Annotated in this window: 18 protein-coding genes; 13 read left to right on the top strand and 5 right to left on the bottom strand. The window is 72.2% G+C overall.

From position 1 onward, the window contains the following. Positions 1–313 precede the first annotated feature (313 nt). The 5 genes from ACFWVV_RS24000 to ACFWVV_RS23980 all read left to right on the top strand — a co-directional run bounded on the left by ACFWVV_RS24000 (position 314) and on the right by ACFWVV_RS23980 (position 3661). A complete protein-coding gene (locus ACFWVV_RS24000; protein WP_384422788.1) occupies positions 314–691 on the top strand; it encodes a response regulator transcription factor in 378 nt (125 codons plus the stop codon). Positions 692–961: 270 nt separating this feature from the next. Continuing rightward, positions 962–1405 (top strand): hypothetical protein, encoded by a 444-nt coding sequence (locus ACFWVV_RS23995; RefSeq protein WP_384342039.1) that lies wholly within the window; start codon positions 962–964, stop codon positions 1403–1405. Between the two features lie 158 nt (positions 1406–1563). Continuing rightward, complete coding sequence (locus tag ACFWVV_RS23990) at positions 1564–1839, top strand: hypothetical protein (RefSeq protein WP_384342038.1); 276 nt, start codon at positions 1564–1566, stop codon at positions 1837–1839. Positions 1840–2172: 333 nt separating this feature from the next. Beyond that, positions 2173–2784 carry a TetR/AcrR family transcriptional regulator gene (locus tag ACFWVV_RS23985; RefSeq protein ID WP_384342036.1) on the top strand — a complete coding sequence of 204 codons (612 nt, stop codon included), beginning with the start codon at positions 2173–2175 and terminating at the stop codon, positions 2782–2784. A 97-nt stretch (positions 2785–2881) separates the two neighbouring features. Next, complete coding sequence (locus ACFWVV_RS23980) at positions 2882–3661, top strand: phosphatase (protein WP_384342035.1); 780 nt, start codon at positions 2882–2884, stop codon at positions 3659–3661. Here ACFWVV_RS23980 and ACFWVV_RS23975 read toward each other — a convergent pair. The 3 genes from ACFWVV_RS23975 to ACFWVV_RS23965 are packed head-to-tail and all read right to left on the bottom strand — an operon-like array spanning position 3631 to position 6759. Then, positions 3631–4641: a cation diffusion facilitator family transporter gene (locus ACFWVV_RS23975; RefSeq protein ID WP_384342032.1), complete on the bottom strand. Its 1011-nt coding sequence runs from the start codon at positions 4639–4641 to the stop codon at positions 3631–3633. The two genes, ACFWVV_RS23980 and ACFWVV_RS23975, sit on opposite strands and share 31 nt — an antisense overlap. Before the next feature lie 20 nt (positions 4642–4661). Continuing rightward, positions 4662–5573: an acyl-CoA thioesterase gene (locus ACFWVV_RS23970; protein ID WP_384342030.1), complete on the bottom strand. Its 912-nt coding sequence runs from the start codon at positions 5571–5573 to the stop codon at positions 4662–4664. A 28-nt stretch (positions 5574–5601) separates the two neighbouring features. After that, positions 5602–6759 (bottom strand): acyl-CoA dehydrogenase family protein, encoded by a 1158-nt coding sequence (locus tag ACFWVV_RS23965; protein ID WP_384342028.1) that lies wholly within the window; start codon positions 6757–6759, stop codon positions 5602–5604. 235 nt (positions 6760–6994) lie between these two features. On the opposite strand from ACFWVV_RS23965, the gene ACFWVV_RS23960 reads away from it, so the two are divergent. From ACFWVV_RS23960 to ACFWVV_RS23930, 7 genes are all read left to right on the top strand, one after another. Next, positions 6995–7624: a Uma2 family endonuclease gene (locus ACFWVV_RS23960; RefSeq protein WP_384342026.1), complete on the top strand. Its 630-nt coding sequence runs from the start codon at positions 6995–6997 to the stop codon at positions 7622–7624. A 105-nt stretch (positions 7625–7729) separates the two neighbouring features. Then, positions 7730–8704, top strand: coding sequence for an agmatinase (gene speB, locus ACFWVV_RS23955; RefSeq protein WP_384342024.1), 975 nt, complete (start codon positions 7730–7732; stop codon positions 8702–8704). Next, entirely contained in the window at positions 8701–10242 is a 1542-nt protein-coding gene (locus tag ACFWVV_RS23950; RefSeq protein ID WP_384342022.1) for a thiamine pyrophosphate-dependent enzyme, read from the top strand. Before speB ends, ACFWVV_RS23950 begins: the two co-directional genes overlap by 4 nt. Before the next feature lie 249 nt (positions 10243–10491). Next, entirely contained in the window at positions 10492–11619 is a 1128-nt protein-coding gene (locus ACFWVV_RS23945) for a serine hydrolase (RefSeq protein ID WP_384342021.1), read from the top strand. An 89-nt stretch (positions 11620–11708) separates the two neighbouring features. Continuing rightward, complete coding sequence (locus tag ACFWVV_RS23940) at positions 11709–15449, top strand: ABC transporter ATP-binding protein (protein WP_384342019.1); 3741 nt, start codon at positions 11709–11711, stop codon at positions 15447–15449. A 126-nt stretch (positions 15450–15575) separates the two neighbouring features. Beyond that, positions 15576–15962: a hypothetical protein gene (locus ACFWVV_RS23935; RefSeq protein ID WP_384342017.1), complete on the top strand. Its 387-nt coding sequence runs from the start codon at positions 15576–15578 to the stop codon at positions 15960–15962. 271 nt (positions 15963–16233) lie between these two features. Next, complete coding sequence (locus ACFWVV_RS23930) at positions 16234–17727, top strand: S28 family serine protease (RefSeq protein WP_384342015.1); 1494 nt, start codon at positions 16234–16236, stop codon at positions 17725–17727. A 22-nt stretch (positions 17728–17749) separates the two neighbouring features. Here the strand turns inward: ACFWVV_RS23930 and ACFWVV_RS23925 are convergent, their stop codons facing one another. Next, on the bottom strand, positions 17750–18394 hold the full coding sequence (locus ACFWVV_RS23925; RefSeq protein ID WP_384342013.1) for a hypothetical protein: 645 nt from the start codon (positions 18392–18394) through the stop codon (positions 17750–17752). A 582-nt stretch (positions 18395–18976) separates the two neighbouring features. Between ACFWVV_RS23925 and ACFWVV_RS23920 the strand changes: the two genes are divergently transcribed. Continuing rightward, entirely contained in the window at positions 18977–20836 is a 1860-nt protein-coding gene (locus ACFWVV_RS23920) for a glycoside hydrolase family 3 protein (RefSeq protein ID WP_384342011.1), read from the top strand. 226 nt (positions 20837–21062) lie between these two features. Here ACFWVV_RS23920 and ACFWVV_RS23915 read toward each other — a convergent pair whose 3' ends face one another. Next, positions 21063–21902: a sugar phosphate isomerase/epimerase family protein gene (locus ACFWVV_RS23915; RefSeq protein ID WP_384342009.1), complete on the bottom strand. Its 840-nt coding sequence runs from the start codon at positions 21900–21902 to the stop codon at positions 21063–21065. Positions 21903–22413: the final 511 nt, after the last annotated feature.

The raw sequence follows: 22413 nt of genomic DNA, 5'->3' as shown, positions 1-22413 counted from the left end.
GGTTAGTGACCGTTAACACTTCCCCTGAGGTTAACGAGCGCTAACGCGGATGTCCAGGGCGTGGAGGGGGTCGCTGGGAGTTCGTTGAAAGTTTGCTGTGAACTTGCAAATCGGAGGCATTGCCACCGCTTTCACCTATGATCAAAGATGCTTTCGCTAGGGGAATTGGTGTGGACCAGGGTCGTGTTGTGATGTGCTGAGAGTGTGCGGGACGGTGCCGGTTTGCGGGAACTGTTTCACTGGTGCGAACGTCCTGCGTTAGCGTGCCGATGTCTTTGTGAACAGCGTGATGTACGGGGAGGCTGTGACCATCGTGGCTTTACAGAGTGATGTGACCCAGAACGTCCAGGGCATTCAGAACGTCCAGGGCATTCAGAACATTCAGACCTTCCGGGACGTTCAGGACCAGGACGCCCAGGACCAGGAGTACTGCGGGGTGCCGGCGGAGATACCCGGTGATCCCAGAGGGGTGGAGAACCTGACCGGCCGCGAGCGCGAAGTGCTCGTCCGGCTCGGAACCGGGGCGGGGAACAGGGAGATCGCCAGGGCGCTCGGCATCGCGGAGCGCACGGTGAAGGCCCACCTCACCCACATCATGGGCAAGATCGGTGTCACCTCACGGCTGGAGGCGGCCCTGTTCGCCTACGCGCGGCACGACCTGGTGTGCCCGCGGGTGCACTGCCACGCGTAGAGCGGGGACCGCGACGAAAGGGCACTGCCTCCCGGGGCGGTGCCCTTTCGTGCACCTCCCTTCTGTACACCGCCCCTTCGGACACCACCCTTTTGTGCACCTCCCTTTCGTACACCACCCCCGGGGACACCTCCCCAAGGTCCAATAGTGCGCAGGGGGGCCCGAGTTGAATAGTTCTTCTTGCCAGCCGGAAAGACCGGCAGGGGAAAAGGAACTCAAGAACCGCTCCTTGAAAAGTCCTTTTCCTCACGGCAATGAGGAGGATCTCTCGTGAACAGCAAGATGCGCATGACCGCTGCCGCGCTCACGGCAGCCCTCGCCATCGGTGTCGCGGCCCCGGCGGCATCCGCGGTGGAGAACCGGACGTCCCAGACGGTCTCCTCCGTCGCCACCACCGCCCCGGTCCGTGACGCGGGTGCGGTCGGCGCGATCAAGCTCCAGGCCCAGACCCAGACCGGTTCGGCGGCCGCGGCCGGCCAGGACGCGCGCTCCGTCCAGGTCAAGGGCATGAGCTCGCTGGCCAGGCAGCTCGTCAAGAAGATCGTCGACAGCAAGTACGGCAAGGCCGCGATCAAGGCCGCCAAGAAGGGCCGCACCGCCTTCAAGAACTGGGTGAACAGCCTCTCCAACTTCAACCCGCTCAAGTGGGCGATCAAGGCCGCTCCGGCCTACGTGCTGGACGAGGTCATCACCTACCTGGTCAGCCACTTCTGAGAGGTCCAGGGCAGCACCGGGGAGTACAGGGCTCCACCGGGTAACACCGCGTAACACCGAACGATCCGAGTAGGACAAGCACGGCGGCCTCCTTGCGTGGGGTGAGGAGGCCGCCGCTCACCCCACACCGCACCACGCCACGCAGGAGGACATGACCCATGTCGCAACGCCGGATGTCGCCACGTCAGGAAACCGTCGAACGCAACCTCTGGGCCGCGCCCGCACTTTTCGTGCTGGTCGCCTGGGTGCTGTTCAAGAGGGACGAGTCCCAGGCCTCGGCCGCCGCGTGGGCCGTCTACGCGGTGGGCTGGCTGCCGGCCGTCGTCCTGCTCGCCAAGGCGGCCGTCACCCGCAGGAACCCCGGCATCGGGGCGGTCGTCGGCTGCGGAATTCTTGTCGTCATGGGCGCCGTGTTCTGGATGAACCACGGCTGAGGCGGGCCGGCTGCAATCGGATGCCGAATTATGTTCCGGCTTCCGGATTGAGGTCCGGCTTCTTGATTGCCGTCCGGCTTCCGGAATGCGGCCCGGCTTCCGGAATGCGATCCGGATTCCGGTTCGGTCCGGCTTCCGGAACAGGGTCCGGCTTCGGAGTGCAGTCCGGTTTCTGAAATGCCGGGCGTCCCGTACGTCCGGCACCCCCGGTCGACCCGTACGCCCGCACCACGACGAGCCGCACGGCGGACGCGTCCTGGCCGGTACCGCTGTGGGCGCCCCCACATCTCCCGCAGGTTAACGACCGCTAACCCCGTGGGTAGAATGCTCCCCATGAGCAGCACCGAAGCGTCCCCGGCCCCCGCCGCCCGGGTCGCGGCCCCCACCCGCCGGGAGCAGATCCTCAAGGAAGCGGCCCTCCTCTTCGCCGAGCGGGGCTTCCACGGGGTCGGCGTCGACGAGATAGGCGCCGCGGTGGGCATCAGTGGCCCCGGCCTCTACCGGCACTTCGCCGGCAAGGACGCCATGCTGGCCGAACTCCTGGTCGGCATCAGCGAACGGCTGCTGGACGGCGGACGGGCCAGGGTCGAGGCGGCCCCGGAGGACCCGGCCGCCCTGCTGGCCGCGCTCGTCGACGGCCACATCGACTTCGCCCTGGACGACCGCCCGCTGATCACGCTGCACGACCGCGAACTGGACCGGCTGCGGGACGCGGACCGGCGGCGGGTGCGGCAGTTGCAGCGGCAGTACGTGGAACTGTGGGTGACAGCGGTACGCCGGACGTACCCGGGCACCTCGGAACCGGAGGCGCGCGCCGCCGTCCACGCCGTCTTCGGCCTGCTCAACTCCACCCCGCACCTCGGCTCCGGCCTGCCGGGACGGGGCGCGACCCAGGCGCTGCTGAGGCGCCTGGCGCACGGGGCGTTCGGAGCGCTGGGCGGCTGAGGACGCTCACCGACAGCCGGTGACGGTGCCCGCGACTCCGCGTCCACCCTCCGGAACCGTCCGTGCGTCCGCGGTCGGGCCCGGCAGAATGGGCGGCATGCCGATACTCAGCCGCGCCGCCCTCGTCGACCATCTCGTCCGCTGCCGCATCGCGGGCGACGTCGCCACCCCCCGCGACAACAACCTCTCCCACTACCGCAAGCTCGCGAACGGCGACCGGCACTACTGGCTCGGCATCGAGCTCGGCGACCGGTGGACGGACGAGCAGGACGTGCTCGCCGTGATGGCGGAGAGGTGCGGCGTCAGTGACGACCCCGAGCACCGGCACGGGCAGGACACCATCGATCCCGAGCTGACCGTGGACGCCCTGGACCGGGCCGCCGCCCGGCTGCGCAAGGCCGCCGCCGACAAGCAGCGGGTGCTGTTCGCCACCGGGCACCCCGGCGCGCTGCTCAACGTGCACGGGTCCACCGCCCGCGCCCTGCGCGACGCCGGGTGCGACGTCGTACGGATCCCCGCCGGGCTCACCGCCGACGAGGGCTACGTGGTGCAGTTCGCCGACGTCGCCGTCTTTGAACGCGGGGCCAGTCTGTGGCACACCCACTCGCCCGCCCCGATGACGGCCATCCTCGACGGACTCCAGCGCAACGGCGAGGCCCTGCCCGACCTGGTCTTCGCCGACCACGGGTGGGCGGGCTGCGCGGGCCAGCGCGGCATCGACTCGATCGGGTACGCCGACTGCAACGACCCGGCGCTGTTCCTGGGCGAGGCCGAGGGGACGATGGCCGTCACCATCCCGCTCGACGACCACGTCATCGACCCGTACTTCTACGAGCCGATGACGGACTACCTGCTGGACGCGGCCGGCCTGCGCTGATCGCGTCCCGGTGTCGGGTCCAGGTACACCCTGGCCACGGCCGGGTAGCGGGACCGCAGCCGCTGCTCGGCCCGTTCGCACGCCCACTCGATCTGCTCGGCGGTGGTGCGCCCGTCCCGGAAGTCGATCTTCGCGGCGACCAGGATCTCGGTGGGGCCCTGGATGAGGGTGGTCAGTTCCAGTACGCCGACGATCTCCTCCACCGCGAGGAGCTCGGCCCGCATCCCCTCGCGCATCTCGCGCGGCACCGGCCTGCCGATGAGGAGCGCCGCGTTGCTGCGGCCCAGCACCCAGGCCACGTACGCAAGCAGCACGCCGATCAGGACCGAGGCGACTCCGTCCCAGACGCCCGAGCCGGTCAGTTGCCCGCCCAGCAGGCCGCCCGCCGCGAGCAGCAGGCCCACCAGGGCGGCCGAGTCCTCCATGACGACCGCCTTGACGGCGGTGTCCGGGGTGAGCCGGAAGTAGCGTCCCGGCGGGCTGCCGAGCCGGGCCGCCTCCGCGCGGATCTGCTTGAGGCCGGTGCGCAGCGAGTAGCTCTCCAGCAGGAACGCGACGGCCAGGACGACGTACGAGAGGACCGGGCTGCCCAGGTCCTCGCCGTGGGTGAGGGTGTGGACGCCGTCGTAGACCGAGAAGACCGCGCCGCCGACGAACGTCGCGACGGAGGCGAGCATCGCCCAGATGTAGCGCTCCGGGCCGTAGCCCAGCGGATGCTCCTCGTCGGCGGGTTTGGCGCTGCGCTTGAGCGCGGTCAGCAGCATCAGCTCGGTGACCGTGTCGGCCACCGAGTGCGCCGCCTCCGACAGCATGGCGCTGGAGCCGCTGATCAGCCCCGCGACCGCCTTCGCGACGGCGATCCCGAGATTGGCGCCCGCCGCCACGAGCACGGTGAAGGTGCTCTCGCCGCTGCTGTTTTCGGCGCCGCTCTTCTTGCTGCCGGCGCCGCTGGATCCGTCCTGTTCGTCCACTTTGCTCATGCAGAGACGGTACGGCGCGGTCAGCGTGGCACGCGGACGACGCCCTCCTGGATGACGGAGATCGCCAGCTTTCCGTCCTGCGTGTAGATCCGGGCCTGCCCGAGGCCCCGGCCGCCGGACGCCGACGGCGACTCCTGGTCGTACAGCAGCCACTCGTCCGCCCGGAACGGCCGGTGGAACCACATCGCGTGGTCCAGGGAAGCGCCCACCACGTCGCCGGTGGCCCAGCCGCCCCTGCCGTGGGCCAGCAGGACCGAGTCGAGGAGCGTCATGTCGGAGACGTACGTGGCCAGGCAGACGTGCAGGAGGGGATCGTCGGCGAGTTTGCCGCGGGTACGGAACCAGACCTGTGAGCGGGGCTCACGGGGCTCGCCCGCCGTCGCGTACGGCGGCGGGCCGACGTAGCGCAGGTCGATCGCGGCGCGCGCTTCGAGGAGGCGGTCCGCCGCGCCCGGGTCGATGAAGCGGTCCGCGTAGCGGGGGAGCGTCTCGGCGGCTGTGGGCAGCGACTCGGGGTCGGGGGCGTCCGGCATCGCCGCCTGGTGCTCCATGCCCTCCTCGTCCCGCTGGAAGGACGCGGAGAGGTGGAAGATCGGCTGTCCGTGCTGGACGGCGACCACCCGGCGGGTGGTGAAGGAGCGGCCGTCCCGGATCCGGTCGACCGTGTAGACGATCGGGGCGGACGGGTCGCCGGCGCGCAGGAAGTACGCGTGCAGGGAGTGGGCGCGGGGGGTGTCCTGCGAGGGAGCGGAGCCGGGGGCCGTGGGAGAGCCGTCCGCGACCGTGCGCCCCGCGGCGACCAGGGCCTGGGCGGCCACCTGGCCGCCGAACACGCGGGGGACGACGGCGGAGCGGCTCACGCCCCGGAAGATGTCCCGCTCGATCCGCTCCAGGTCGAGCAGATCGAGCAGGGACTCAAGTGCCTTGGTCATGGGGGGGGGTGGTGGCAGCGGGTGGCTGCTACAGGCCCATGTCCTTGGCGACGATCATCTTCATGACCTCGCTGGTGCCGCCGTAGATGCGGTTCACCCGGTTGTCGGCGTACAGGCGGGCGATCGGGTACTCGTTCATGAACCCGTAACCGCCGTGCAGCTGGAGGCACTTGTCGATCACGCGGTGTGCGACCTCGGTGGTGAACAGCTTCGCCGAAGCGGCCTCGGCGGCCGTCAGCTCGCCCGCGTCCAGTGCCTCGGTGGCCCGGTCCACGACCGCCTCGGCGGCGTCCACCTCGGCCTGGCAGGCGGCCAGTTCGAACTTGGTGTTCTGGAAGGCGGCCACCGGCTTGCCGAAGACCGTGCGGTCCTTGACGTACTGCTTGGTGAAGCGGATCGCGGCCTTCGCCTGGGCGTACGCGCCGAACGCGATGCCCCAGCGCTCGGAGGCCAGGTTGTGGCCGAGGTAGCCGAAGCCCTTGTTCTCCTCGCCCAGCAGGTCCTCGACCGGCACCTTCACGTCGACGAACGCCAGCTCGGCGGTGTCGGAGGTGCGCAGGCCCAGCTTGTCCAGCTTGCGGCCGACCGAGTAGCCCTCCAGCTTGGTGTCCACGGCGAACAGCGAGATGCCGAAGCGGCGGTCGTCCTCGCGCGGGGCGGCCGTACGGGCGCAGACGATCACGCGGTCCGCGTGCACGCCGCCCGTGATGAAGGTCTTGGCGCCGTTGAGGACGTAGTGCGTGCCGTCCTCGGAGAGCTTGGCGGTGGTCTTCATGCCCGCGACGTCGGAGCCGGTGCCCGGCTCGGTCATGGCGAGCGCCCACATCTCCTCGCCGGTGACGAACTTCTCCAGGTAGCGCTTCTTCTGCTCGTCGGTGGCGAGCATCTTGATGTACGGCAGGCCCAGCAGGACGTGCACGCCTGAGCCGCCGAAGGTCACGCCCGCGCGGGCGGTCTCCTCGTACAGGACGGCCTCGAACTTGTGGGACTCCATGCCCGCGCCGCCGAATTCCTCGGGCACGTTGATGCCGAAGACGCCCAGCTCGCCGAGCTTGTAGTAGAACTCGCGCGGCGCCTGGCCCGCGGCGAACCACTCGTCGTAGACCGGCACGACCTCGGCCTCGATGAAGGCCCTCAGGGTCTCCCGGAACGCCTCGTGGTCCTCGTTGAATACGGTACGGCGCACGTGACGCTCCCTCTGCGAGTGGTGGATCCCTGCCCTTGAGCGAGGCCCCGCGGCGGACGGTGCCGCTAAGCGCTTGCTCAGATACCCGGCAAAAGTTACCGGCCGGTCACCGGGGTGTCCAGAGGAGAGTGGTGTTGGAGGGACCACACCGGTGCGATGCCGGGCGTCACCCGAGAGGGTGGCGGTACCGTCGTTGTGGGCCCGCGGGCACGCGGCGTCCGACACCATCCCGTCCATGGGAGCAGCGATGGCCGCAGAGGTAGCACCGACACCGCAGTGGGAACGGGCCACCCCGGAGAACTGGATGTACCCGCCGGCGAACGGCTGGACGTACGGCCAGGTCCGAGAGCTTGGTCTGCCGTTCGACTGGGATCTGGTGGATGGGACGATCGTGCCGCGTGGGATGACGAATCAATGGCATGACGACGTGCGGGACGGGATCTTCTTCGCGCTGCGGCAGCAGAAGTGCGAGCCCTTCAGGGTCAACGCCGAGCGTTGTGTGCTGTTCGACGAGACGAATGTGCAGAAGCCCGACGTCGTGGTCTTTGACCAGTCCGGGCTGGAGCGGGGCAGCCTCGGGTGTGTACCCGCGGACCGGGTTGCCCTTGCGGTGGAGGTCGTCTCCACCGGGTCGCGCTCGGACGACCGCTTCCGGAAGCCCGGCATGTACGCGGCAGCCGGGATCGACCATTTCTGGCGGGTCGAGCGGGGCGAGGACGGCACACCGGTCGTCTACGAGTTCTGGTACCACCACGAAGCGGGGGTCTACGCGCCGAGCCCCGAGACCCCCGTGCACCGCGGGAAGCTGACGACCTCCGTTCCGTTCGCCGTGGAGATCGCGCTCACCTCACTGCTGGAGGACTGACAGCCGAGGCGGGAGTACGGACCTGTCCGCAACGGCCAAAACCCCACCCCGCTTCATCGCATCCGTACATGTGCGGAATCCGCAGCCCTGCCTAACCTCGATCTCATGAACACTCCCTCTTCCGAGCCCCGCGGCCCCGTCGACTCGTCCCGCATTCCCCGGTACGCCGGACCGGCGACGTTCGCCAGGCTGCCGCGTCTGGACGAGGTCGGCGGGCGTACGGATGTCGCCGTCGTCGGCGTTCCCTTCGACTCCGGTGTCTCCTACCGGCCCGGCGCGCGCTTCGGCGGCAACGCCATCCGTGAGGCCTCGCGGCTGCTGCGGCCGTACAACCCGGCGCAGGACGCCTCCCCGTTCGCCCTCGCGCAGGTCGCGGACGCCGGTGACATCGCCGCGAACCCGTTCAACATCAACGAGGCCGTCGAGACGATCGAGGCGGCCGCCGACGACCTGCTGGGCAACGGCGCCCGCATGATGACCCTCGGCGGCGACCACACCATCGCCCTGCCACTGCTGCGCTCGGTGGCGAAGAAGCACGGCCCTGTCGCCCTGCTGCACTTCGACGCCCACCTCGACACCTGGGACACCTACTTCGGCGCCGAGTACACCCACGGCACCCCGTTCCGCCGCGCCGTGGAGGAGGGCATCCTCGACACCGAGGCCCTCTCCCACGTGGGCACCCGCGGCCCGCTGTACGGCAAGCAGGACCTGCGGGACGACGAGAAGATGGGCTTCGGCATCGTCACCTCCGCCGACGTCATGCGGCGCGGCGTCGACGAGGTCGCCGACCAGCTGCGGCAGCGGATCGGCGACCGGCCGCTGTACATCTCCATCGACATCGACGTGCTCGACCCGGCCCACGCGCCCGGCACGGGGACGCCGGAGGCGGGCGGGCTGACCTCGCGCGAGCTGCTCGAAATCATCCGTGGCCTGTCCTCCTGCAACCTCGTCTCCGCGGACGTGGTCGAGGTCGCCCCGGCGTACGATCACGCCGAGATCACCTCGGTCGCCGCGTCCCACACGGCGTACGAGCTGACGACGATCATGTCCCGCCAGATTGCCGAGGCACGCACGAAGTGACGCACGACCACGACCTGGTCCTTTGCCCCACCCCAGCCCAGACGGCGGCCGCCCTGGCCCCGCCGCCCGGCCGCACCGGCGGGGACCTCGTCGTGGAGACCCTGCGGGGGCTCGGCGTGACCACCGTCTTCGGGGCGGCCGGACCCGGGTCCCCGCTGGAGCCCGGGGGCCGACTGGAGCCCGGGGGCCGGCTGGAGTCCGGGTCCCCGCTGGACGACGCCCTCGGTCGCTCCGGGCTGACCCTGTGGAACGGCTTCGCCACGGCCGCCGGAGCGGGCCACGCGGCGGACGGCTTCGGGCGTCTCACCGGCGAGGCGGCCGCGCTGTCGGCCCCCGAGGGGCCCGGCAGCACGGTGCTCGCGGAGGCCCTCGCAGCCTCCGCCCCGCTGCTCGTCCTGGCCACCGGGCCCGTGGCCGGGGCGGCGGAGCACGTGAAGGCGGCCTTCACCGCCAGGACCCCCTCCCAGCTGCCCACCGCCGTCGCCGAGGCGTGGGAGGCCGCGCTGACGGCCCCGCACGGGCCGGTGTGGCTGGAGCTCGACCCGGCCGCGCTGGCCGCCGTGACCGTACTTCCGGAGGTCAACGCCCCCGACGTGCTCCCGCACGAACTGCCCCCGCGCCCCGAACTCACCGCCCTGGCCGCCCACTGGCTGGAGACCGCCGAGCGCCCCCTGATCGTCACGGGCGGCGGCGCCACCCGCGCGGACGCGGCGGGCAAGGTCAAGGCGCTGGCCGCCCGGCTGGACGCCACCGTCGCGACGACCCCGGGCGGCGCGGGCACCCACCCCGACGCCCACGAGGTGACGCCCGCCCTCCTCGAAGCGGCGGACGTGCTCCTGCTGGTCGGTACGACCCTGGAGGGCATCGGCTTCACCCCGCCCGCCCGGCTGATCCAGATCGACGCCGCCCCGTCCCGCCTGGAAGCCCACCACGCCCCGGCCCTGGGCATCCACGCGGACGCCCGGCTGGCGCTGACGGCCCTGCTGGAGACGGTCGCGGTACGGGAGCCGGGGGTGCGGGAGCCGGGAGTGCGGGAGCCCGAGGGCCGGGGATCCGATGGGGGCCGGGCAACCGGAGCGGGCCAGACCCAGGCCGCTGTGCCCTCCCCGCTCGCCGACCCCCTCCTGGCGGTGGTCCGGCATACCCTTCCGCCTCGTACCCCCACCTTCTGGGACCGCGCTCCGGCCGGCTTCCGGCCACGCCACCCCAACACCTTCCACGCCCCGCAGGCCGCCGGAACCACGGGCTACGCCTTCCCGGCGGCCCTGGGCGCTGCCGTCGCGGACCCCGGTGCCGTGGTCCTCGCCGTCTCGGACGCCGCTCCCGGCGCGGCGGCGCTCGGGGAGCTGGCCACCGCAGCGGCCGCCGGTCTGCCGCTCGTATGGCTGATCACGGACGGCACGGCGGAAGCCGGGGTCGCGGCGGCGGCGGAAGCGGCGGGCGTTGCGCTCGTGCGTGCGGAACTCGGCGATGCCGCCGAGGAGTTGACGAAGGCGGTGGCTCTGCGGGGTCCCGTGGTCGTCGTGCTCCGCGCCTGACGGCGTTCCTGCCGGGGCTCTCGCGTGCCCCGGCGACGGCCGCACCCCGCCACTACATTGCTGCTCGTGAGGCAACTGATACGGATGTGGCGGGTGTGCTCGCGGCCGCAGGTGCCGCAGCCGCCGGGGGCCCAGTCGCCGGGGCCTGGTTCTGGTTCTGGGTCCGGTTGCGGGACCGGGGCTGGGACTGTGTCCGGGTCCTGTGCGTACCCCCACGCTCCCCGGGCCCCCGCCCTCCACCTCCACCGGTTGACACCCCGCACCGCCGCCACCCTCGCCCTGGCCGCCGGACTGCTCCTCGCCGGACTCGCGCCTCCCGCTCCGTACGCCGGGGCCGTCACCGCCGCCGCCCCGCCGGGGGCCGCCGCCGCGCTGTCCCCTGTCTGCACCTCCCGCAAGGCCGGTCTGGCCGCCCGGCTGCGGCGTGACCTCACCGCCGCCCTGCGCGACCGGCCGGGGAGCGTCGCGCTCGTCGCCCACGAGCACTCCAGCCGCACCTCCTGCACCCTGCGTTCCCGCCGCTCCTACGACGCCGCCAGCGTCATCAAGGTGACCGTCCTGGCGGCCCTGATGTGGGACGCGCAGAGGAGCGGCCGGGCCCTGACCGCCCGGGAGCGCTCCTTGGCCACCGCCATGATCACCAGGTCCGCGAACGCCGCCACCGGCACCCTGTGGCGGCAGCTCGGGAACAGGCGGATCAACCGGTTCCTGACCGCCGCCGGGCTGTCGCGCACGACACTCGGGTGGGGCAGGCTCTGGGGGCTCTCCCAGGTCGACGCCGCCGAGCAGAGCCAACTCCTGAGCCTCCTGACCCGGCCGAACAAGGTCCTGACCGCCAGTTCGCGGGCGTACATCCTCGACCGCATGGCGCACGTCGTGCCCGCCCAGCGCTGGGGCACCCCGGTCGGCGCCCCCGTGACGATGCGGGTGCACGTCAAGAACGGCTGGCTGCCCCGCGCCGAAGGGGGCTGGCGGGTGCACTCGCTCGGCGTGTTCACCCGCCGGGGGCACGACTACACGATCGCCGTGCTGACCCAGGGCAACGCGACGCTGCGCCAGGGCGTCCGCACCGTCCAGGCCGTCTCCCGCGCCGTCCACCACGGCCTCAACCTCCCGGCCACCGGCAGGCCCCGCACCCCCGAGCCCCCCACCGGACTCGTCACCCCGCCCGCCGTCCCGGAGGAAGTCGTCCCGCCCACCCCCGAGGACCCGCACCCCGAGGAGCCGACCCGCGCGGACCCGCACCCCGAGGAGCCGACGTACGCGGATCCGTACCCCGAGGAGCCGACGTCCGCGGACCCGCACCCCGAGGAACCGACGCACGCGGACCCGCAGCCGGAGGACCCCGCAGCCCCCGCGTCCGCCCCCGCGCCCTAGCCGATTTGTTGCCGAGGGATGAAATCCGCACCTCACGGCGTTCCCCCCACCGGCACAGCACAGTGAGCGGGACCACCGGGAGGCAGCACGTGGCGGGAGCAGCGGGAGAGTCCGAGCGCGGGGCCGGGTGGGCACGGCGGCTGACCGGTTACGCGTGGCGCTACCGGGCCAATGTGCTGCTCGCCCTCGGGTCCTCCCTCGGCGGCATGGCGGTGATGGCGCTCGTCCCACTGATCACCAAGATCGTCATCGATGACGTGATCGGCAAGGGCACCAGGTCGCTGGCGGTGTGGACCGGGCTGCTGATTGCCGCAGCGGTCGTCGTCTACGTGCTGACGTTCATCCGCAGGTACTACGGCGGCAAGCTCGCCCTCGACGTCCAGCACGACCTGCGCACCGACATGTACGGCGCGATCACCCGGCTCGACGGACGGCGGCAGGACGAGCTGTCCACCGGTCAGGTCGTCGGGCGGGCCACCAGCGACCTCCAGCTCATCCAGGGCCTGCTCTTCATGTTGCCGATGACCATCGGCAACATCCTGCTGTTCCTGATCTCGCTGGGGATCATGGCGTGGCTGTCCCCGCTGCTCACCCTGGTCGCGCTCGCCGTCGCCCCCGCCCTGTGGTTCATCGCCAGGCTCAGCAAGAAGCGCCTGTTCCCGGCCACCTGGTACGCCCAGGGCCAGGCCGCGGCCGTCGCCGGAGTCGTCGACGGAGCCGTGTCCGGCGTCCGCGTGGTGAAGGGGTTCGGGCAGGAGGAGCAGGAGACCGGGAAGCTCCGCCAGGTGTCCCGGCGGCTGTTCGCGGGCCGGCTGCGCACCGTCAAGCTCAACTCGCGGTACACCCCCGCCCTCCAGTCCGTACCCGCCCTCGGGCAGGTCGCGATGCTGGCGCTCGGCGGCTGGCTGGCGACCAGGGGGCAGATCACGCTCGGCACGTTCGTGGCGTTCTCCACCTACCTCGCCCAGCTCGTGGGCCCCGTGCGGATGCTCGCGATGGTGCTGACCGTGGGCCAGCAGGCCAGGGCCGGTGTCGAGCGGGTGCTCGAACTGATCGACACCGAACCCTCGCTCCAGGACGGCACGAAGGAACTGCCCGCCGACGCCCCCGCCACCGTCGAGTTCGACGACGTCGCCTTCGGGTACGAGGACGGCCGCCCGGTGCTCGACGGCTTCTCGCTGCGGATCGACGAGGGCGAGACGGTCGCCGTCGTCGGTTCCTCCGGCAGCGGCAAGTCCACCGTCTCGCTGCTGCTGCCCCGCTTCTACGACGTCGACCGGGGCGCCGTGCTCGTCGGCGGCCACGACGTGCGCGAGCTCACCCTCACCTCGCTGCGGGCCGGGATAGGGCTGGTGCCCGAGGACAGCTTCCTGTTCTCCGACACCGTGCGGGCCAACCTGGCGTACGGGGTCCCGGACGCCACCGACGCACAGATCAGGGCCGCCGCCCGCGCCGCCCAGGCCGACCGCTTCATCGAGGAACTCCCCGACGGCTACGACACCAAGGTCGGCGAGCAGGGCCTGACGCTCTCCGGAGGCCAGCGCCAGCGGCTCTCGTTGGCCCGCGCGATCCTCACCGACCCCCGGCTGCTCCTCCTCGACGACGCCACCTCGGCCGTCGACGCCCGGGTCGAGCACGAGATCCACGAAGCGCTGAAGTCGGTCATGGCGGGACGCACCACCCTGCTCATCGCCCACCGCCGCTCCACCCTGAACCTCGCCGACCGCATCGCCGTACTCGACGGCGGGCGCCTCGCCGACATCGGCACCCACGAGGAACTGGAGCGGCGCTCCGCCCTCTACCGCCGGCTGCTCACCGACCCCGACGAACTGGGCGGCGTATCGCCCGGCCACACGCCCCCGCCGGCCCCGGTGGAGGACGACCGGTCCGTGCAGGCCGAGCTGGACGCCGAGTTCGACGCCGAACGCGGCATCACCCCCGACCTGTGGATACGCGACGAGAGCGACCCGGCGAAGACCGCCAGGGACCACGCGCCGGGAATGCCCGCGACCCCCGAGCTGCTCGCCCAGGTGGCCGCGCTGCCGCCCGCCGACGACGTACCCGGCATCGACGAGGCGCGCGCCGTCGCACCCGAGACGTCCTACGGGCTGCGCAGGCTGCTGCGCGGCTTCGGGCTCCCGCTGCTCGTCAGCCTGGGACTGGTCGCCGTCGACGCGGGAATGGGACTGCTGCTGCCGGTCCTGATCCGGCACGGCATCGACGAAGGCGTCAACCGGCTCGCGCTCGGCGCGGTGTGGGTGGCGGCAGGGCTCGCGCTGCTCGCCGTACTCGTGCAGTGGGGCGCCCAGATCTTCGAGGCCCGGATGACGGGCCGTACCGGTGAGCGGGTGCTGTACTCGCTGCGGCTGAAGATCTTCGCGCAGCTCCAGCGGCTCGGGCTCGACTACTACGAGCGGGAGCTGACCGGGCGCATCATGACCCGGATGACGACCGACGTCGACGCACTGTCCACCTTCCTCCAGACCGGCCTGGTCACCGCCTTCGTCTCCGTCGTCACCTTCTTCGGCGTCCTGGCCGCCCTCGTCGTCATCGACGTGGAACTGGCGCTCGTCGTCTTCGCGACGCTGCCGCTGCTGGTCATCGGCACGTACTTCTTCCGGAAGAAGAGCGTCCAGGCGTACGAGCTGGCCCGCGACCGGGTCGGCGCCGTCAACGCGGACCTCCAGGAGTCCGTCGCCGGACTGCGCATCGTGCAGGCCTTCGGGCGCGAGAAGGCGGGCCGCGCGCGGTTCACCGCCAACAGCCGCAGCTACCGGCAGGCGCGGGTGCGCGGCCAGTGGCTGATCTCGGTGTACTTCCCCTTCGTCCAGCTGCTCTCCTCGGTGGCGGCCGCCGCCGTGATGATCGTCGGGGCCGGGCGGATCGAGGCCGGCACGCTGACCGCGGGCGCGCTCGTCGCCTACCTCCTCTACATCGACCTCTTCTTCGCCCCCGTCCAGCAGCTCTCCCAGGTCTTCGACGGGTACCAGCAGGCGACGGTGTCGCTGCGCCGGATCCAGGAGCTGCTGCGCGAGCCGACCTCCACCGCGAGCGCGGCCACCCCGAAGGAGGTGCACTCGCTGCGCGGCGAGATCGCCTTCGAGGACGTCTCCTTCCGGTACGGCGACGAGGAGGAGGCGCTGTCCGGCGTCTCGCTGCACATCCCGGCAGGACAGACGGTGGCCTTCGTCGGCGAGACCGGTGCCGGCAAGTCCACCCTGGTCAAGCTGGTCGCCAGGTTCTACGACCCCACCTCGGGCCGGGTCACCGCCGACGGCAGCGACCTGCGCGACCTGGACATGACCGCCTACCGGCACCGGCTCGGCGTCGTCCCGCAGGAGGCGTACCTGTTCGCCGGCACGGTCCGCGACGCCATCGCGTACGGGCGGCCGGACGCCACCGACGCCGAGGTGGAGGCGGCGGCCCGCGCGGTCGGTGCCCACGACATGATCGCCACCCTCGAAGGCGGCTATCTGCACGAGGTCGCCGAACGCGGACGCAATCTGTCCGCCGGGCAGCGCCAGCTCATCGCGCTCGCCCGCGCCGAACTGGTCGACCCCGACATCGCGTTGCTCGACGAGGCCACCGCCGCCCTCGACCTGGCCACCGAGGCCCAGGTCAACCAGGCCACCGACCGGCTGGCCGGACGCCGCACCACCCTGGTGGTGGCCCACCGGCTGACCACCGCCGCCCGCGCCGACCGGGTCGTGGTCATGGACCGGGGGCGGGTCGCCGAGGACGGTACGCACGAAGAACTGCTCGCCCTGGACGGCAAGTACGCCCGGCTGTGGCGCACCTTCGTCGGGGAGGACGAACCGGCAGTGGTCTGACCTGCCGGAAGGTACTCGGTGCCCGATGCAACCGATCCGTGGCCAGAAGCGTCGTACGTGCATACGATCTCCAGGCGGGTGGAGGCAAGTGTGTTCGGCGGGGCGGGTGGGGCAGGCGTGAGACCTATGGGACCGATCAGAAGAAGAGTGGCCGAGGTGTGCGCCGTGGCGGTCGCGGCCGGACTGCTGTCGCTCGGCGGCCCGGCCGTGGGGCAGGCCGAGGCGGCTGCCGCGTGCAAGGGTGCCCAGGTCAAGACGTACCGCTTCGCGACCGGGGAGATCCGCGTCTACAAGAGCCGCCAGTACGTCTGCGCCACGACCGTCGCCAAACGTGCCGGCGCCCGCCAGAAGATGCGGGTCAGCATCCAGGCGCGCGGCAGCCGGGCCGCCGTCGAGGGCGGGACCTTCACCCGGCACGCGGGGCCGGTGACGGTGTACGCGCTCAACCGGTGTGTGCGGGTGGCGGGGTCGGTGGGTACGAAGAGCGCGGCGTCGGGGTGGATCCTGTGCTGAGGGGCTGAGGGGCTGAGGGGCGGGGGAGTAGGGGTGCGGGCGGCCCCGCCGCCCAAGGGGGCTGGGGGACAGGGGCGCGGGGGCGGCACCGTCGCCCAAGGGGGCTGGGGGTCTGGGGGCTCAAGTCGCCCGAAACCGGCGGAAAGTCGCTTGGATTCTTCGCCCGTCCCCATGGAGTCTTCGGCGATCTCCTCAATTCCTCTGCTGACAAAGGGGATTGCCGAGAGTTAGGTTCACCCCTGTTGTTCGTGTGCCGACAGGGGAGTGGCGAATGCGCAAGACGTTCAGAGGTGTGCTCGCGGGAGCCGTGCTGGTGGGGACCGTCGGTGCGACCAGTGGCGCGATAGGCCCGGCCGCCGCGCTGGAACCCGTGCCCGCGGCGGCCGGAAGCACAGCCGCCGGCAACCAGGCGGCCGAGGCCCCCGCCGCCGACATCAAGGACCGCATCCTCGCCATCAAGGGCATGTCCCTGATCGAGGAGAAGCCGTACGCCGGCTACCGCTACTTCGTCCTCAACTACACCCAGCCCATCGACCACCGCCACCCCGAGCGCGGCACCTTCCAGCAGCGCCTCAGCCTGCTGCACAAGGACGTCGCCCGCCCCACCGTCTTCTTCACCAGCGGCTACCACCTCTCCACCCGGCCGGGCCGCTCCGAGCCGACCGCCCTCATCGACGGCAACCAGGTCTCCCTGGAGTACCGGTTCTTCACCCCCTCGCGCCCCGCGCCCGCCGACTGGTCCAAGCTGGACATCAAGCAGGCCGCCGACGACCAGCACCGCGTCTTCACCGCACTGAAGTCGATCTACTCCAAGAAGTGGCTGTCCACCGGCGGCTCCAAGGGCGGCATGACCGCCACGTACTACGAGCGCTTCCACCCGCGCGACATGGACGGCGTCGTGGCGTACGTCGCCCCCAACGACGTCCGCAACACGGAGGACTCGGCGTACGACCGCTTCTTCCGCACGGTCTCCACCAAGGAGTGCCGCGACCGCCTCAACAACCTCCAGCGCGAGGCCCTGGTCCGCCGGGCCCCGCTGCTCGCCAAGGCAAAGGCGCTCGCCGCCGAGAACGGCTCCACCTTCCAGACCATCGGCAGCGTCGAGAAGGCCTACGAGAACACCGTCCTGGACTTCGTCTGGGGCTTCTGGCAGTACGGCTCCGAGAAGGAGTGCGGGGAGGTTCCTGTCGCGAAGACCGCCACCGACGACGAGATCTTCAACTACCTGGACGCCAAGTCGGGCTTCGGCTCCTCCAGCGACCAGAGCCTGGCCGACTACACCCCGTACTACTACCAGGCGGGCACCCAGCTCGGCGCACCCCAGTACAAGTACCCGCACCTCAAGGGCCTGATGAAGTGGGGCCCGGACTACTTCCAGCCCCGGGTGTACGTGCCGCGCGACATCCCCATGAAGTGGCAGCAGGACCGTCCGATGCGCGACGTCGCCGACTGGCTGCGGCGGGACGCCCGGCAGATGATGTTCGTGTACGGGCAGAACGACCCGTGGGGCGCCGAACGCTTCGTCCCCGCGGGTGGTGTCCGCAACGACAACCACACCTACACCGTGCCGGGCGCCAACCACGGCGCCCAGATCGCCGGGCTCCCGGCCGGCCAGCGCGCGGCGGCCATCGCCCAGGTCCTGAAGTGGGCCGGTGTCGCCTCGCCGACCGTCCAGGCGGACCCGGGGAAGGCCAAGCGGCTGACCCCCTACGACGCGAAGCTGGACGTGGTCGAGATGAACAAGGAGCAGCAGCTGCGCCCGTAACTCTGTGCTTCTGAGGTGGATTTCACCTCAAAGGGCTCGCGCACCCCACAGGCCGTCCGCCGTCCAGCCGTACGTAGAGGCGGGTGGCGGACGGGCACCGGGCGCGCGAGCCGACCGCCTCGGACACCTTGAACTCCGGCTCCCGGCCACCTGATCCGTCGCAGGCCGTCTCCTTCACCTTGCCGTCGCCCGCGCCGTACACGCAGTCCCCGACGACCGTGTGCGGGCCGCCGCCGCCCCCGGGGTCGCCGGGGTGCGGGGCCTGGAGGTTGCGCATGCAGGCGTACCCCAGCGGCACGACCCCGTCGCCGTCCTCGTCGGTGGCCTGTCCGGACTCCGAGAGGTGCAGGACGAAGTCGGTGCGGGGCGGACACGAACTGGTCTCTCCCGCAGGGCCGTTGTAGCGCGCGACGACCCGAGCGGCGGCGCGCTCGCTCGCGCAGGACACCTCGCGTGGCGTCTTCCCGTACGAACTGCACTCGCGTACGTCGAGGAAGACCGCGCCGTACCCCGAAGAGGTGACCGGCAGGCCGTGGCCGGTCTCCTTTCCCGGGCCCTCCCCGCCGCCCGAGCTTCCGCCCCCGCCCCCGTTCCAGCAACCGGTCAGCAGGCCGAAGGCCAGCAGTACGACCGCGAGCCCACGCGCGCCCCGCAGTCCGGGCCTCACCCCCGGTCCGCCGGGCCCTGATCCGTCGGGCCCTGATCCGTCCGGCCCCGTTCCGGCCGCCTCCGATGTCCCGTGCGTCCCGTGCGTCCCGTGCGTCTTGTGCGTCCTGTGCAGCATGCAGCACCCCCCGATACCTCTGCCCAGAGTGCGCGCGGGGGCGGCGGCCCGCCAGAGTGCGTCCGGCCGGTTCTGCCCCACGGGTACACCCCACGGGTACGCCGTACGGGCACCTGGTCGCCCCACCCCTCACTTGCGTACCAATTCCCGGGAACTCCGCCCTCGCGGGAACCCAGCCGCGCGGTGTTCCGTCCAAACCGCGTACTGCTGGAGAGTCTCCGCAGAGCGGTGTCGGCCCACGCTGCTGGCTGCGTTCGCTGACTCCCCTCTCCAGACCGCCTGCGGCCGGCAGTACGCCGCCACCGGTGCGCCCCCTCCAAATGCGCCGGTGGCGGCCCCCTTTCCTTGGTACCTCAACTCCCTCCGCCTGCACAGGTATTGACGGGCACTTACTTTCGGGCAAGCGTGTTCTCGCTGGAAGTTTCCTTCAAGAGTCCTTGCCGACCTTCACGAAGGGTTACGCCCGTGCCGGACCGCTCCTCCGCCCGCTCCGTCCCCGCCCGCTCCGCCCCCTCCCGCCGCACCGTGCTCGCCGCGAGCGCGGCCGCCGTGGCCTCCGCCGCCACCGGTGCCCTGCCCGCCGTCGCAGCCGACCGCCCCTCCACCGACCGCCTCAGACGGCTGATCGCGGGCATGACCCTTGAGGAGAAGGTCGGGCAGCTCTTCGTCATGCGGGTGTACGGGCTCTCCGCGACCGCCCCCGACCAGGCGGACATCGACGCCAACCTCAAGGAGATCGGCGTCCGCAACGCCGCCGAACTGATCGCCAAGTACCACGTCGGCGGCATCATCTACTTCGCCTGGGCGCACAACACCCGCGACCCGCACCAGATCGCCGACCTCTCCAACGGCATCCAGCGGGCCGCCCTCGCCCAGCGCACCCGTATCCCGCTCCTCATCTCCACCGACCAGGAACACGGCATCGTCGCGCGCGTGGGCAAACCGGCCACCCTGATGCCCGGCGCGATGGCGCTGGGCGCGGGCGCCTTCCGCCGGGGCACCAGGGACGCCCGCGAGGCCGCCCGCATCGCCGGGACCGAGCTGCTCGCCCTGGGCATCAGGCAGAACTACGCCCCCGACGCCGACGTCAATGTCGACCCCGCCAACCCGGTCATCGGGGTCCGCTCCTTCGGCTCCGTACCGGCATCGGTGGCGGCCCTGGTGGCCGCCCAGGTGCGTGGCTACCGGGGCGCGGGCATCGCCACGGCCGCCAAGCACTTCCCCGGCCACGGCGACACCAAGGACGACAGCCACAACAAGCTCCCGTACATCGACCACACCCGCGAGGAGTGGGCGGCCCTCGACGCCCCGCCCTTCCGGGCCGCGATCGCCGCCGGCATCGACTCGATCATGACCGCGCACATCGTCGTCCCGGCCCTCGACCCCGCCGAGGACCCGGCGACCCTCTCCCGCCCCATCCTCACCGGTATCCTCCGCGAGGAGCTGGGCTATCAGGGTGTCGTCGTCACGGACTCGCTCGGCATGCAGGGCGTACGGACGAAGTACGGCGACGACCGGGTACCCGTCCTCGCCCTCAAGGCGGGCTGCGACCAGCTGCTCAACCCGCCGGACCTGGACCTGGCGTGGAACGCGGTGCTGGCGGCCGTCCGGGGCGGCGAGCTGACCGAGGCCCGCCTCGACGAATCGATCCTGCGCATCCTGCGGCTCAAGGCGCGGCGCGGCATGTTCGACCGGCCGTACGTCACCCACCGGGGGGTGGACCGGACGGTGGGCATCGGCTCCCACCTCGCGGCGGCCGACCGGATCGCCGACGCGACGACGACCCTGCTGGTGAACGAGGGCGGCCTGCTGCCGCTCTCCAGGCGTGGGCACCGGCGCGTCCTGGTCGTCGGAGTCGACCCCGCGTCCCCCTCCGGCACCACGGGCCCGCCGACCACGGTTCTCGCGGCTGCCCTGACGGGACTCGGGTTCACCGCGACGGCCCTGTCCACGGGGTCGGCCCCGACGCGCGCGAAGATCGACGAGGCGGTGGCGGCGGCACGGGCGGGTGCGGACGCGGTGGTCGTCGCCAGCCGCAACGTCACGGCGGCGAGCGCCCAGCGGACTTTGGTGCGCGAGCTGGCGGCCACGGGCGTCCCGGTGGCCACGGTGGCGATCCAGAACCCGTACGACGTCGCCCAGCTGAGCGGTCTCGGCGCCCGCGCCCACCTGGCGGCGTATTCCTGGACGGACGTCGAGATGCAGGCCGCCGCCCGGGTCCTGGCGGGCCGGGTGCGGCCCGCCGGACGGCTCCCGGTACCGGTGCAGAAGGCGGAAGCCGCGGCGGAGGTGCTGTATCCGGTGGGACACGGGCTGAGCTTCTAGAGGTGCGGGGGCCCGGGGTGGGTGCGGAGGGCGCGGTTCCGGGGTGCCGGAGCGGGGGCGGTGCGGGGCCCCGGGGCTCTTCCGGGCGGGGCGGCCTCCGGCCCTCCCGGGCGGCGAGGGCGCAGGCTCTTCCGCACGGCGCGGCCCCGGCTCCCGGAGCGTGGGCGGTGGGTTCGCCCGGTCTCGCCCGGTCTCGCCCGGTCCCGCTCCGGCGGGGCGTCGCTGCCTACGCGGCCGGCCCGGACGCCAGCAGAGCGAGGTGTTCCCGCCCCGCCGCCAGCAGGCCGGGAAGCTCCGCCGCCCCCGGGTACCAGCGCTTCTCGTACTCCCAGCACACCCACTGGTCGGGGCCCAGCAGCGCCAGGCACTCGGCGAGCGGCAGCACCCCGGCACCCAGCGCGAGCGGAGTGGTGTCCTCGGCCGAGGCGATGTCCTTGACCTGGGCGTAGCCGAGGTAGGGGGCGAGCACGCCGTGCGAGGTGGCGGGGCTCTCGCCGCCCAGCCAGGTGTGCATGACGTCCCACAGCACGCCGACGTTCGGATGGCCGACGGCCGCCACGACCCGGGCGGCGTCGACACCCGTGCGGTGCGAGTCGTGGGTCTCCAGCAGGATGCGCACCCCGTGGTCGTCCGCGAGTTCGGCGGCGGCTCCCAGGCGGCGGGCGGCCCGGGCGTCCGCGCCCGCGAGCGCGGCCTCGGGCGCCAGGGCGTCCCCCTCGTCCGCGTCCTCGTCCCCGGTGCTGTCACCGGCCCCCGGGAAGACCCGTACGTACGGGGCTCCCAGGTCGCGCGCCAGCTCCAGCAGGCCCTGGATCTCCGCGAGCACCGGGGCGTCGTCACCGGGGGCGGCGACCTTGGCGTACCCGGCGACGGCGAGGATCTCCACGCCCGCGTCGGCGAAGACCGCGACCACCTCCGCCCGTTCCTTCTCCCCGATCCCCGGGTGCACCGGCTCCTCGGGGTGGGCGCGCAGCTCGACGCCCCGGTACCCGGCGCCGACGGCGAGGGCGGCGACGTCGGACATGGGCATCCCCGGGACGCCGAGGGTGGAAAAGGCCAGCTTCACGGTGCGACAACTCCTTCGGTTCCTGCGGTTCTCCGGCGGCCGGGCCCCGGTCACGTACGGATCCTCCGTACGTGACCGGCACGTCACCGGTCCGCGGCACCCCTTCCCGATACCCCGCCTCGCCCGAAATCCACCAGGGCACGCATTGGCCGGTCCCGCTCCCGGCCGCAGCGCGTCACGCCGGGCGCGTCGCCCCCACCGCGGTGGACGTCAGCGGCCCGCCCGGACCCGGCCCGGCGGGGGCCCGCCCCGCCCGGTCGTGGCGGGAGCCGGCCCGCGCCGCCGGGCCCGGTGGGGGAGCGGCCCGGACGTGAGCGGGCACGGGGGCCGGGAGGCATGGTCCGCGTCTCCCCACCGCCGGACAGCAGACCGGGCCCGCCACTCCCTCCACGCCGGACCACCCCGGGTCCGCCCGGACCCGGGGTGGGACCGCCCCCCGTCCGGCCCCCCCCCCCCCCCCACCCGACCCCCCCCCCCCCGCGCCGGGCCCGGCGCCCCCCCCCCCGGCCCG

The sequence above is a fragment of the Streptomyces sp. NPDC058663 genome (genome assembly GCF_042716745.1).
Taxonomy (GTDB): domain Bacteria; phylum Actinomycetota; class Actinomycetes; order Streptomycetales; family Streptomycetaceae; genus Streptomyces.
This window is presented reverse-complemented; position numbering and strand designations above follow the sequence as displayed.

Bases quoted from the DNA above. Each gene is read 5' to 3' on its own strand.
- ACFWVV_RS23990 (WP_384342038.1), top strand. From the start codon at position 1,564: ATGTCGCAACGCCGGATGTCGCCACGTCAGGAAACCGTCGAACGCAAC.
- ACFWVV_RS23985 (WP_384342036.1), top strand. From the start codon at position 2,173: ATGAGCAGCACCGAAGCGTCCCCGGCCCCCGCCGCCCGGGTCGCGGCC.
- ACFWVV_RS23980 (WP_384342035.1), top strand. From the start codon at position 2,882: ATGCCGATACTCAGCCGCGCCGCCCTCGTCGACCATCTCGTCCGCTGC.
- ACFWVV_RS23975 (WP_384342032.1), bottom strand. From the start codon at position 4,641: ATGAGCAAAGTGGACGAACAGGACGGATCCAGCGGCGCCGGCAGCAAG.
- ACFWVV_RS23970 (WP_384342030.1), bottom strand. From the start codon at position 5,573: ATGACCAAGGCACTTGAGTCCCTGCTCGATCTGCTCGACCTGGAGCGG.
- ACFWVV_RS23960 (WP_384342026.1), top strand. From the start codon at position 6,995: ATGGGAGCAGCGATGGCCGCAGAGGTAGCACCGACACCGCAGTGGGAA.
- speB (WP_384342024.1), top strand. From the start codon at position 7,730: ATGAACACTCCCTCTTCCGAGCCCCGCGGCCCCGTCGACTCGTCCCGC.
- ACFWVV_RS23935 (WP_384342017.1), top strand. From the start codon at position 15,576: ATGGGACCGATCAGAAGAAGAGTGGCCGAGGTGTGCGCCGTGGCGGTC.
- ACFWVV_RS23930 (WP_384342015.1), top strand. From the start codon at position 16,234: ATGCGCAAGACGTTCAGAGGTGTGCTCGCGGGAGCCGTGCTGGTGGGG.